Origin of the sequence: Pseudomonas sp. SJZ077, assembly GCF_007993905.1 — a bacterium.
GTDB lineage: Bacteria > Pseudomonadota > Gammaproteobacteria > Pseudomonadales > Pseudomonadaceae > Aquipseudomonas > Aquipseudomonas mandelii.
The window spans coordinates 94,171-106,166 of sequence record NZ_VIUJ01000015.1; the positions used below are offsets into that span (position 1 = coordinate 94,171).

Sequence of the window (11,996 nt, forward strand, 5' to 3'; positions counted from 1 at the left end):
TTTAAAGCCTGGCAGTGGCGACTTTCTTAGTGCAAGGCAATATAGGCCTGCACTGAGAAGGTCGCTTTTTTTTTGCCGCCATCTTGGCGCGTAACTGTAAGCGGGCACGGTAATGGATGCTCGCTTATGGCTAGCGGTGCTTCGCGGCTTGCCTGTCCGTTCGATATCAGTAAAGCTTTGCCGCGCCCGGTCCCGGGCGGGTTGGCTACATGATCCAATGGTTAAGGAAAGCGTTGAATGACACTCAGGGTGATGGTGGTCGGTGGCTACGGAAATTTCGGCAGCATCGTTTGCAGGCATTTAGTTGCGATGCCAGACGTAGAGCTGGTGGTCTCCGGTCGTAACTCACACAAGTTGCAGCGCCAGGTCAATGAACTGAAAACCCAGTCCGGTCGTGTCTGTGAAAGTTGGTGCGGTGATGCCATGAGCAGTGCGTTCGGCTCCACGCTGAGCGCGATGGGCATCCAGTGGGTCGTGCACACCGGCGGCCCGTTTCAGGGGCAATCCTATGCCGTCGCGCAAAGCTGCATCGACGCGGGCGTGAACTACTGCGATCTGGCTGACTGCCGCACCTTCGTCAATGGCATTGATGTGCTCGACGCGAGCGCAAAACAGGCCGGCGTGGCCGTTCTCAGTGGGTGCAGTTCGGTGCCGACGCTGTCGTCGGCGCTCATCGACCACTATCGATATCGCTTCAAACGCATCGACTCGATCGCGCATGGCATTTCTTCCTCGGCCAAGATGCCCGGCCTCTCGACCGTCGAAGGGGTGCTGGCCTATGCGGGCAAACCAATCAAGCAGCTCAAGAACGGCCAGGTGCACGAAGTGTCGGGCTGGCAGGATTTGACCCTGCGCAAGATGCCGCAATTGGGGACTCGTGTCCTGTCCAATGTCGATGTGCCGGACATGGATATCTTCGCGGCCCGTTACGGCGCCCATACCTTGAGTTTCAAGGCAGGTTCGGGCCTGAAACTCGGTGGCGTGGTCAACTACGTGCTCGCCGAGGCTTTGAGAATCGGGCTGGTGCGAGACTCCGCGGCGTGGGCGGCAAGGTTGCATCGTTGGGGGACGTGGTTTGAGCGATTCGGTGATGGCTTGAGTGCGATGTACATCGACGTCGAAGGGCAGGGCGTTGACGGGCAACCGCTGTCCATGACCGTGCAATTGACGGCGCACAATGACAAGGGCCCTGAAATCCCGAGCTGCGCGGCTGTCGCCCTGGTAGCAAAACGGGTCGCGGGTTACGTGCCGGCACCCGGCGCCCGTCCCTGCGTGGGCGAGATCAGCGTCGACGAGTACATGGCCGCGATCAACGACCCCGCCAATCTGCAGCTGTCCGTGCGCTTTTCTGACGAGCAGGGCTGAGCATGCTCTATCTGTGCCTGAAGTACCTGCACGTCATTGCCGCGATTTTCCTGTTCGGGTTCGGCATGGGCTCCTACCTCTATCTGATCGCGGCCAGTCGCACAGCCAACCCGCAAGTGATCGCGCACGTCGCCAGAATGGTGGTGCGCTTCGACACCTGGATTACCACCCCGGCAGGCTTCATTCAGATCGTCTCCGGTTACCTGCTGATGAAAGTGTCCGGGCTGCCCATGAGCACTGAATGGATTCTGACCTCGTTGATCATTTTCCTGTGCGTGGGGTCATTGTGGCTGCCGGTGTTGGTGCTGCAGAAGCGGCTGCACGGGATGGCGTTGAGCGCGGTGGAGACGGGCGAGGGGCTCGACGCGCAATTCCGGTCGGTCTACCAGAAGTGGTTCTGGATGGGCGTGATGGGTTTTGCGGGGATGTTTGTGATCGTGATGATGATGGTCACGAAGATGACGCCGATGCAGTTGATCGAGGCGGTGGCCTAGCGCAACGGCCACGCCTCATATTTGACCTGGCTTTGTCGCCTAGTGGGTCTCAAGCCACTCCTGAAACCGGGTCGCGCCGACAATGGGATTGGCACCTGGTGTCAGCGACTGGTCATTGATCGGCGCACCGAAGTAAGGGACCGTGTCGTCCGCGACGGTCTGGCGTGGGTCCAGGGTGTGCTTCAAATAGTCGCTCGCGAACTCGATGAGGGGGCGGTTTTCAGGGCCGGCCACTTCGACGGTCTGATTGATCGGTGCTTTCAACGCGATGTCCGTCAGTGCCGCCGCCACATCGGCCGAGGCTACCGGTTGCAGCGCGGCGGACGTCAAGTGAATGGTGTCGCCTTCCTCGCGCCCGGAGTGAGCAATGGCATGGATAAATTCGAAGAACTGCGTGGCCCGCACAATGGTGTAGGGAATGCCCGACTTCTTGATGAGTTTTTCCTGGGCCATTTTCGCCCGGAAGTAACCGCTGTCGAGCATCCGTTCGGTGCCGACCACCGACAGCACAACATGGTGTTTGACGCCGTCGATTTTCTCCGCCGCGATCAGGTTGTGCCCGGCGGTTTCGAAGAAGTGCAACGCCGCGTGGTCCTCGAACGAAGGCGAGTTCGACACGTCGACCACCACATCCGCACCTTTCAACGCCTGCGTCAGCCCCTCGCCGCTGATGACATTGACGCCGTTGCTTGGCGACGCCGCCAAGGCTTCGTGCCCCAGATCCTGCAGGTTCTGGCAGAGCTTGCTGCCGATCAGCCCGGTGCCACCGATGACGACGATTTTCATGTCCTGTCTCCCGAAGCGGTGAGTGCTTGAATCATTAAACACCTGTGCAGGTGGCCGTATCGGGCTCTGGTGCACGTTGCCGACAGGAGGTCGGAAGTCTCAATGCCTGGTGGAATAAACGGTGGTTCTTTGCTTTAGTCCACCTGTCTGGCCAGCGTGTGCCACGACTGGAGCGCCCCATGAACTCTCGATTCCCGTCGTTTTCCGTACTGGCTGCTGCGCTTGCCTTCGGCTTTTCTCCAGGTGCCGAAGCGGCCGAATACACGCAAGTGAATGAAACCGCCAGCACGATCTCCTTTACGTACAACCAGTTCAGCTCGCGGGTGTACGGCACGTTTGACACGTTCAAGGCCACGCTCGACTTCGACACGGACAACCCCGAGGAGGGCCGTGCCGCGCTGACCATCCAGCTCGGCAGCATCGATGCCGGTAGCGAAGACGCCAACACCGAACTGCAAAGGCCCGCCTGGTTCGACACGCAGAAGTATCCCGAGGCGACGTTTGAATCGACCACCGTGAACGCGCTGGGTGACCACCGCTATTCGATCACCGGCAAACTGACGCTCAGGGGCGTCACCCGTGAGGTGACTGTTCCGGTCCTCCTGAAAGAGGAGGAGGACATCGGGATCTTCGATGGCCAGCTAACGCTCAAGCGTAGCGACTTCAAGGTCGGCGAGGGTGAATGGGGCGACACGGTTGTTTCCGACGACATCATTATCCGGTTTCGGATGGTTGCGCCGCAGCGGTAGTGGTAGCGGTCAGTGGGGTCTAACGGCAAGCATCCGCCACCGCTTTCTCGGCCCGTTCAATTTCCTGCTTGATGTCCGTGGTGATCCGCTGTTCCTTGAACTTCTGTTCGAGAAATTGCTGGCTCCCCTGGTTTTTCAGCTCTGCGTCGGTGGCGGCGTCCTGCGCCTGCAACTCGGCAGCGTGTGCGTCTATGACGGCTTCAACCTCGGCATCATTCTTCGCGGTATCCAGGGAGCTGACCAATTTGCCGACTTCGGCTTTCTCGGCTTCGGCGTAAGCATCGACAGACAGCCCGGCAGCCATCGCTCGTGCTCGAATTTCCACCTCTTCCTTGTGCTGTCGAGCTGCCTTGCACACTGCATCCCGGCGCGCGCGTTCGCCAGTGTTCCATTCTATAAACCCATACGTCGTCACTCCGATCATGGTCAGGGTAATGACGGCGCTGATAAGTTGGGCTCTCACATTGCGCAACCTCAACAGTCAAGTGGATCCGTATGAGTCACTATCGCCCGATTCCATGGGAGGCTTCAAAAGCGTAGCAGGACGAACGCGTTGTACGTTGCCGGCGCAATGTCATTTGGCTCGATGCCTAGGGATAGCTCACTTTGTGCTATTACTTTTCTGACGATTGTCACAGAGGCTTTAAGGGCGCATTACCGTGAATGTGCGGGTACCCACGAGTCGTAATTGTTTGTTTGCCTAGGTGGCAGGATGCCACAATCGTTTTTTTTGTCGCAGCATCATGATCAGGCGGATCAAATGGGTGGCCCAGGATTTCGGCACGACCAGGATGCTTTCATCGCAGCGCAGGTGCGCAGTGATCGATTGCATCAGCTTTTCCACCAGTCATTCCCTGCGATTTTCGGCAGTTTTCTGGCCGCGATCATGCTGTGCGGGCTGTGCTGGGAGCGTTTTGATCACTCCGTCATTTTCACCTGGATAGGGCTGCTGACAGCGTCGTCGTTGCTGCGCCTCCTGATGTTCGTGGCCTGGTTTCGCTGCCCGGACAGTGAGCGCACCCCGCAACGCTGGGAGAAGAAATACGGGTTCACGCTGGTGTTGTCCGCCGGGATATGGGGGGCGGGTGCATTTGCGGTCATGCCGGCAAACGACCTGTTGGCCCAGGCACTGGTCATGCTTTTTGCCGTCGGCATGTCGGTCAGCGCGGTGTCGTGTTATTCGGCGTATCGATACATGACGCTGGCGTCCATTGGCCTTGTGTTGTTGCCGTGTACGCTCTGGCTGCTGTTTCAATCGTTAGCGATTCAGGTCGGCATGGCGCTGGCCGTGATTGTGTTCGCCTCATTCGTGGCCAGCGCGACACGCAAACTGGCTGAAGCCCTGGAAACCGCCTTCCTGCTAACCCGCGAAATGGAACGCGCCCATCGCATTGCCACTTACGCCGCACAGACCGATGAACTCACCGGCCTGAAAAATCGCCGCGCTTTTTTCGAGCATGCCCAGCAACTGTTCCATGACTGCCAACACAACCGGTTACCGTTGTGCGCGGTGATGCTGGATATGGATCACTTCAAGCACATCAATGACACCTACGGTCATCAGGTCGGAGATCAGGTGTTGCGGCAAATGGGCGTGATCATCAACCGGTCCTTCCGCGACACGGATGTCTTCGGCAGGCTCGGCGGTGAAGAGTTCGCGATCCTGCTCCCGGATACTTCCATTGAAGTCGCCCTTAACATCGCCGAGCAACTTATCCAGTCGATCGGTGGATTGATGACCGGACCGGTTCACCGTATATCGGCCAGCCTCGGTGTGGCAGCGATGGACATCGGCGATAACGATTTTCAAAGTTTGCTGAATAACGCGGATAAAGCGCTGTATCGAGCCAAGGCGCGTGGGCGTAATCAGGTAGCTGTTTCGGAGTAGGGAGGTAGAAAGGTTTTTCGGCCCTGCTTGAAAGCATTCACGCGATTGGCGGGTTGCGCAATTGTTGTAGCAGCCGGACGCTGGCTGCTACAGGTTGCGGGCGTGGGCGTTTAAGCGAGCTTCACATTCATGGTGATGCGCGCCGTGAACACCTTCTTGCCTTCGGCATCATGAATATCCACCGGCACGATCTTGTCGCCCTCCGTTTGCCAATCCACCGCCTCGCCATCGGCCACCGCCGTCACATCGCTCTTGGCCTTGGCCAGATACTCGACCGTCATCCCTTTCGGAATCCAGCGCGCACCGGCGGGAATGGACACGTCGGTCATCGTCCCTGCCGCCAGTTCGGCGGCGTTGCACATCGCAATCGCATGAACCGAGCCCAAGTGGTTGGTGATCTCCTTATTGAACGGCACCTGCACTGTGGCATGACCGGGGCGCAACGCCGAGATCAGCGGCTTGATGGTGCTGAAGTAGGGCGCCACCTGGCAGGCCATTTTGCTGAATGCTTCCGGGCCGGCGCTGTTGAACATGCTGAGAAACTGACTCATTTTGAAGCCTCGCTGAGGGATGGTTTTACAGAATTATGTTCCGTAACAGAATAATGTTCTGTGACGGAACAGTATTCTGTTGCGATTAAATCTGTCAACCTAGCGCAGCTTTCTCACCGGCAGCCGCCTGCCTTGTCATGAATTTTCTGGCCTGTATCCCGCATGGAAACCGCAGATCTACTCGAGCGCAGCTACCCCGGCAGAAGAGCCGAACTCAAGCGCGACATCTTCAGAAAAGCCTTGGCCCTGTTCAACGAACAAGGGCTCGAAGCCACGACCATCGAAATGATCCGCGCCCAATGCGATACCAGCGTTGGCGCGATCTACCATCATTTCGGCAACAAGGAAGGCCTGGTGGCCGCGCTGTTTTTTACGGCGCTGGACGATCAGGCACTGCTTCGCGACAGCTACCTCGCCGAGGCACAGACGACCGAAGAGGGCGTGCACGCGCTGGTCCACAGCTACGTCGATTGGGTCGACAGCCAACCCGACTGGGCACGTTTCCAGTACCACGCGCGATTTGCCGTCACCAAAGGGCCGTTCAAGGAAGAACTGGCCACTCGCAACAAAATCCGTAACCAGACACTCGGCCAATGGCTGGCAGAGCCCGGCCGACGCGATGAATTGCGCGCGTTTCCGGCCGAATTGCTGCCGTCGCTGATCATCGGCCAGGCGGACAGTTACTGCCGGGCCTGGTTGTCGGGGAGGGTGGTCGCCAGTCCGAAGGCCTACCGGGAATTGCTGGCAGAAGCGGCGTGGCGATCAATCTGTGACAATAGCCCCGCCGAAACCCAGTAAAGCGATCCCGGAGTCAGAATTTCAATGCCCGAACTCACCCACTTCGACGCCCCGTGCCCGGAGCACATCAACAGCCAGATCCTGCAGATGGTCGTCGACAACCTGACCGACATCAGCATGGTCGGCATCGTGCCGAGCAACCCGCTGTACAACGTGTATCAGTACGCGGTCGGTTACGAAGTGCATCTGTACCTGGAAGCCCTCGGCGGGTCCAAGGGCATTGCGGTCGAGTTGATCGTCGCCACCGACGATGAAGACCCTGAAAAGGTCATCGGCTTTCTGCTGTACCTGCCGGTCAAGGACGATCCCGAAGCCTGCGGGGTGGCCTACATGGCCGTTGACTCGGGTCATCGCCGCCGAGGCGTCGCACGGGCCATGCTGCAAGACATGATCAGCCGCTACCCCCACGCTGAACTGACCTGCACCGTGGCCAAGGTGCCGTGGTTCGAGTCGATGGGTTTTCAGGTGCTGGGCGTGCGCGGCACGCAGGTGCTGATGAACACCCGCGACCACAGCAGCGAAGGCTTGATGGGACTGTTGGATGTCACATTTATCTACAGTTCTCTAGAGGTTCGGCAGATACATAACTACTTGCTGCAAAAACACGGAAAGCGCGCGATGGTCGATGCCGAAAAGCAACGCGACCGGCATCTGGACCAAATGACCCACAACGCCAAGGTGTTTGTGCTGAATCGTTTGGGCCGGGACGCGGCGAACGAGCCCCGTCTGGACTAGACTCATAAGTCCTTTTGGGAGCGCGTGGTCGTCCTGCCATGATATTCTGCGCGCCAACTTGGTTTGACCTATTCAGTTGGCCCGTCCTTGAGACGTGCCGACAGGATCAATGTCGCTCAAGTAGCTGAAGCCAATAATGATAAAAAGTCAGTTCAGTAGGGACATATAAATTGAGGTCGATGCAGACAGTCGGCCTTGTGTGCCCACCCTTCGATTCTTGTGTACGAGCACCCACGACGTCCTGCCTGAATGTCGTGAACCAAGGGGCCGTGAGCGGGAATGGAAGGGCGGATGGCGTTTTATCATAGGTGCTACAGATGTTTAAGAAAATGAACACGGCCCTGCTGGGGCTGGCTTTGTCGATGGGGATCACGTCCGTTCACGCGGCAGAGGCAAAGAAAGTCGATGTACTGCTGATCGGCGGCGGCATCATGAGCGCGACCCTGGGTGTCTGGCTCAACGAGCTGGAACCTGGCACTTCGATGGAAATGATCGAGCGCCTCGACGGCGTCGCCCTGGAGAGCTCCAACGGCTGGAACAACGCCGGTACCGGTCACTCCGCCTTGGCCGAGTTGAACTACACCCCGGAAGACGACAAGGGCAACGTACAGATCCCGAAAGCCGTTGAAATCAACGAAGCGTTCCAGATCTCCCGTCAGTTCTGGGCCTGGCAGGTTCAGCAAGGCGTGCTGAAAAACCCGCGTTCGTTCATCAACTCCACGCCGCACATGAGCTTTGTGTGGGGCGATGACAACATCAAGTTCCTGAAGAAGCGCTACGAAGCACTGCAAGCGAGCCCGCTGTTCGCCGGCATGCAGTACTCCGAAGACCCGGCTGTGATCAAGAAGTGGGTTCCGCTGATGATGGAAGGGCGCGACCCGAACCAGAAAATCGCGGCCACCTGGAGCCCGATCGGCACCGACGTCAACTTTGGCGAAATCACCCGCCAGTTCGTCGCGCACCTGCAAACTACACCGAAGTTCGACTTGAAACTGTCTAGCGAAGTGCAAGACATCACCAAGAACGACGACGGCACCTGGCGCGTCAGCTACAAAAACCTGAAAGACGGCACCCAGTCCGAAACCGACGCCAAGTTCGTGTTCATCGGCGCGGGCGGCGGTGCACTGCACCTGCTGCAGAAGTCCGGTATTCCTGAAGCCAAGGAATACGCAGGCTTCCCGGTAGGCGGCTCGTTCCTCGTCACCGAAAACCCGACCCTCGCCGAACAACACCTGGCCAAGGCCTACGGCAAAGCCTCCGTTGGCGCACCGCCAATGTCGGTTCCGCACCTGGACACCCGTGTCCTGGACGGCAAGCGCGTCATTCTGTTTGGCCCATTCGCGACCTTCAGCACCAAGTTCCTGAAGGAAGGCTCGTACCTGGACCTGCTGACCACCACCACCACGCACAACGTGTGGCCAATGACCAAAGTCGGCATCAAGGAATACCCGCTGGTCGAGTACCTCGCCGGCCAACTGATGCTGTCTGACGAAGACCGCCTCAACGCCCTGAAAGAATACTTCCCGAACGCCAAAGCCGAAGACTGGCGCCTGTGGCAAGCCGGCCAACGCGTGCAAATCATCAAGCGTGATGAAGCAGCGGGTGGCGTGCTGAAGCTGGGCACCGAGATCGTTGCATCGCAAGACGGCACCATTGCCGGCCTGCTGGGCGCATCGCCGGGCGCCTCGACGGCTGCACCGATCATGCTGACCGTGCTGCAGAAAGTGTTCAAGGACAAGGTGGCTTCGCCTGCCTGGCAGGAAAAGCTGCATCAGATCGTGCCGAGCTATGGCACTCAGCTGAACGGCAGCCCTGAGAAGGTTGCGCAGGAGTGGGCTTACACCGCCAAGGTACTGCAACTGACTCCGCCGCCAGCGATTGGTCAGGTAGCGGCTCCGGCTGCTGCTCCGGCTGATGCTGATAAGGCGAAAGCGCCGAAGGCTAATGCTGCCAGTGATATGGCTTTGTAAGTAGAAGCGTAATCAGAGAAAGCCCACTGACCGGAGACGGTCAGTGGGCTTTTTTGTGGGGAGTGGTTTTCGAGGGGGTAGATTCATCGGGGCTCACATCTCGGTGCTTCATCCAAAGCCTGTCTCAACGCATCAATAATTTTGAACCGCCTTTGGACGCGCTCGCCTAATGATTAGCTTGTGGACGAATCGCACAGGCAATGTGCCAATACCGGCATTTTCCGAGAGGTGGTCAACGTGGCTAAAGACGAGAAGAAAAGCAAAGGTGATGCTTCGAACGCCAGCAAGGATTTGAAAGACAAAAAGTCATCGAAGGCAAAGAAATCAGCTGCGGCCTCGGCTCTTTCGAAATCTTCCGAAAAGAAAGACAAGAAAAAAGATGCCGAACCGAAGAAATCTGCAAAAAAAGCTGATAGCAAGCCAGACAAGGCTAAGAAATCAGACAAGGCAGAAAAGCCGGCGAAAAAGAATAAGTGACCTCTGCGATCTGCTAGGGCGTTACGCCCTAGCTTCCTCAGGCCGTATTGCGAGCAAGCCTGGCCCACCTCAATACCCGGTTATCGCAGTGCTTCGCGTCGATATTGTCCGGGCGATTTTCCGTGAACACGGCGGAACGCGACTCCAAAGGCAGCGTCCGACAAATAACCCAGCGAAGCGGCAACGGTAGCGACGTTGTCCGTGCCATCGCGCAACCTCGACGCCGCCACTTGCATGCGCCATCGCGTGACATATTCGCCGGGCGACTGCCCCACGCGCGTCTTGAATAATGCAGTAAAACCAGAGCGGGACATGCAAGCCATATCCGCCATTTCAGCCAGCCTCAAAGATTTTTCGGGTGCGCCATGAATGGCACGCAACACCTTGGCGATGACCGGATCTCGAAGTCCTCCCAGCCAATTCAAATCAGTAGCGTCGGCGGCGGTGATGCGATGGCGAAGCACGTGAATGAAGATCAGCCGCAGCAGATCGTTGCACATTGCATGCGCGCCAGCTTGATTCGATTGCCACTCACGATCCAGTTCATCCAGTAGCCAGCCAAACGACGATGCGCCTCCGGACCCGGCGCGGATGATGAGTGCAGGCGGCAATGCATCGAGCAACTCCATCGCCGCAGGACCGACAAGTGAAACGCTGCCGCCCAGCAACTCGACATCGTCACCCACGCCAAACATTGCCGACGCCCCCGCATGGGAAAACACATCGGAGGCATTTATCGCCTCCACATCCGGCCCGCTGGCCAGAACGAACGGCGTACGAGCAACGACAAAACAGTCGCCAGCCCTCAGATGACAAGGCGCCATGCCGTCCATGCGCAACCAGCACTCGCCTCGTCGCACGACATTGAATTTCAATTCGATGGGCCGGAACTGTAATGCCCAAGTGCCGCCTGCCTGCAATCGCACGGAGCAGGCGGCACGCAGTCCTGACAGCGCCAGGACTTCGGACAATGGATCAGAAACTGAATTTTGGATGATCACGATAGAAAACCGGGTTTCTTGAGCTGTTTCGTCCAGCGAGCTTAGTGAAGAATCGAGCACTTCGATACCTGCGAGGGAGATTTCTCATGCCGACGCTTCAAAACCCTATTCACTCCGACTTCAATGCCGCCAGTACCGCCGCCGAGGTCATGGCAGGTGTTGACCTGACCGGCAAAATTGCGATCGTCACCGGCGGTTATTCGGGAATCGGACTGGTCACCACGAAGAGCCTGGCTGCCGCCGGCGCGCACGTTATCGTTCCCGCCCGAGATCCGGTCCGGGCCCTGGCTGCCCTGGCAGAGGTCAAGCGGGTCGAAGTACTGGAGATGGACTTGATGCAACCCGCATCGGTTGAAGCCTTCAGCCGACGCATGCTCAACAGTGGCCGTCCGATCTCGCTGCTGATCAACTGCGCCGGGGTCATGGCCTCGCCACTGACGCGAGACGGCGATGGGCACGAAAGTCAGTTCGCTACGAACCATCTCGGTCATTACCGCCTGACTTGCGGGTTGTGGCCGGCGCTGATTGCCGCGGGTGCGGCGCGCGTGGTTTCGGTCTCGTCACGAGGGCATCAGATCGCCGGGGTGGATTTTGACGACATCGATTTTTTGCGCCGGCCATACGACAAGTGGGTGGCGTACGGTCAGTCGAAAACCGCCAACGCACTGTTTGCGTTGGCGCTCGACAAACTCGGACGTCATCGCGGCGTGCGGGCATTCTCGCTGCACCCGGGGCAAGTCCTGACCAGCCTCGGACGCCATCTGAGCAGCGCCGAAATAGCCGCATTCGACGTGCTGGATGAGCACGGTCGGCAGCGCCTGAACCCGGAGATCGGACTCAAGACACTGGAGCAGGGCGCTGCAACCGGCCTGTGGTGTGCGACCAGCGCCACGCTTGCAACCTTGGGCGGTGTTTACTGCGAAGATTGCAATATCGCCTCTATCAACGAATCGGAGACGGGACGCAAGGGCGTGGCCAGATGGGCAGTCGATCTTGAGTATGCCGAGCGTCTTTGGGCCGCATCGGAGCAATGGACAGAGATGACAGTTTCATAAATCTGATACTGTTTTTTATGTTGGATCTGAGTCTTTTTTTAGTGCGTCGGTGCTCTATAGAGTGCGCGTCCGACGCACTAGTGGACAGTGATCGGCCGCCTACTATTTCTGGCTCTCTGAAGACCGG

The 11,996-nt window shown here is 58.2% G+C and carries 13 protein-coding genes; 9 read left to right on the plus strand and 4 right to left on the minus strand.

Going from position 1 to position 11,996, the window contains the following annotated elements:
- The first annotated feature begins 237 nt into the window (after positions 1 to 237).
- On the plus strand, positions 238 to 1,365 hold the full coding sequence (locus FBY01_RS21530; protein ID WP_145309418.1) for a saccharopine dehydrogenase NADP-binding domain-containing protein: 1,128 nt from the start codon (positions 238 to 240) through the stop codon (positions 1,363 to 1,365).
- A 2-nt stretch (positions 1,366 to 1,367) separates the two neighbouring features.
- Positions 1,368 to 1,859: a DUF2269 domain-containing protein gene (locus FBY01_RS21535; protein WP_077749870.1), complete on the plus strand. Its 492-nt coding sequence runs from the start codon at positions 1,368 to 1,370 to the stop codon at positions 1,857 to 1,859.
- A gap of 39 nt (positions 1,860 to 1,898) precedes the next feature.
- Here FBY01_RS21535 and FBY01_RS21540 read toward each other — a convergent pair whose 3' ends face one another.
- On the minus strand, positions 1,899 to 2,645 hold the full coding sequence (locus FBY01_RS21540) for an SDR family oxidoreductase (protein ID WP_145309416.1): 747 nt from the start codon (positions 2,643 to 2,645) through the stop codon (positions 1,899 to 1,901).
- 179 nt (positions 2,646 to 2,824) lie between these two features.
- Here FBY01_RS21540 and FBY01_RS21545 point away from each other — a divergent pair, with 179 nt between their 5' ends.
- Positions 2,825 to 3,394, plus strand: a complete 570-nt coding sequence (locus tag FBY01_RS21545; protein WP_145309413.1) for a YceI family protein — start codon at positions 2,825 to 2,827, stop codon at positions 3,392 to 3,394.
- Positions 3,395 to 3,413: 19 nt separating this feature from the next.
- Here FBY01_RS21545 and FBY01_RS21550 read toward each other — a convergent pair whose 3' ends face one another.
- On the minus strand, positions 3,414 to 3,857 hold the full coding sequence (locus tag FBY01_RS21550; RefSeq protein ID WP_042932138.1) for a hypothetical protein: 444 nt from the start codon (positions 3,855 to 3,857) through the stop codon (positions 3,414 to 3,416).
- Between the two features lie 297 nt (positions 3,858 to 4,154).
- On the opposite strand from FBY01_RS21550, the gene FBY01_RS21555 reads away from it, so the two are divergent.
- Complete coding sequence (locus tag FBY01_RS21555; protein WP_145309411.1) at positions 4,155 to 5,282, plus strand: diguanylate cyclase; 1,128 nt, start codon at positions 4,155 to 4,157, stop codon at positions 5,280 to 5,282.
- 110 nt (positions 5,283 to 5,392) lie between these two features.
- Here FBY01_RS21555 and FBY01_RS21560 read toward each other — a convergent pair whose 3' ends face one another.
- Positions 5,393 to 5,833, minus strand: a complete 441-nt coding sequence (locus tag FBY01_RS21560; RefSeq protein ID WP_145309409.1) for a hotdog fold domain-containing protein — start codon at positions 5,831 to 5,833, stop codon at positions 5,393 to 5,395.
- 162 nt (positions 5,834 to 5,995) lie between these two features.
- Between FBY01_RS21560 and FBY01_RS21565 the strand changes: the two genes are divergently transcribed.
- From FBY01_RS21565 to FBY01_RS21580, 4 genes are all read left to right on the plus strand, one after another.
- Positions 5,996 to 6,631 (plus strand): TetR/AcrR family transcriptional regulator, encoded by a 636-nt coding sequence (locus tag FBY01_RS21565; protein ID WP_145309407.1) that lies wholly within the window; start codon positions 5,996 to 5,998, stop codon positions 6,629 to 6,631.
- A 24-nt stretch (positions 6,632 to 6,655) separates the two neighbouring features.
- Positions 6,656 to 7,366: a GNAT family N-acetyltransferase gene (locus FBY01_RS21570; RefSeq protein ID WP_145309405.1), complete on the plus strand. Its 711-nt coding sequence runs from the start codon at positions 6,656 to 6,658 to the stop codon at positions 7,364 to 7,366.
- A 317-nt stretch (positions 7,367 to 7,683) separates the two neighbouring features.
- Complete coding sequence (gene mqo, locus FBY01_RS21575) at positions 7,684 to 9,336, plus strand: malate dehydrogenase (quinone) (RefSeq protein WP_083377015.1); 1,653 nt, start codon at positions 7,684 to 7,686, stop codon at positions 9,334 to 9,336.
- Positions 9,337 to 9,516: 180 nt separating this feature from the next.
- On the plus strand, positions 9,517 to 9,813 hold the full coding sequence (locus tag FBY01_RS21580) for a hypothetical protein (RefSeq protein ID WP_177346275.1): 297 nt from the start codon (positions 9,517 to 9,519) through the stop codon (positions 9,811 to 9,813).
- Between the two features lie 80 nt (positions 9,814 to 9,893).
- Here FBY01_RS21580 and FBY01_RS21585 read toward each other — a convergent pair whose 3' ends face one another.
- On the minus strand, positions 9,894 to 10,874 hold the full coding sequence (locus FBY01_RS21585; protein ID WP_231990924.1) for an AraC family transcriptional regulator: 981 nt from the start codon (positions 10,872 to 10,874) through the stop codon (positions 9,894 to 9,896).
- 26 nt (positions 10,875 to 10,900) lie between these two features.
- Here FBY01_RS21585 and FBY01_RS21590 point away from each other — a divergent pair, with 26 nt between their 5' ends.
- Positions 10,901 to 11,869 (plus strand): oxidoreductase, encoded by a 969-nt coding sequence (locus FBY01_RS21590; protein ID WP_145309403.1) that lies wholly within the window; start codon positions 10,901 to 10,903, stop codon positions 11,867 to 11,869.
- Positions 11,870 to 11,996 lie beyond the last annotated feature (127 nt).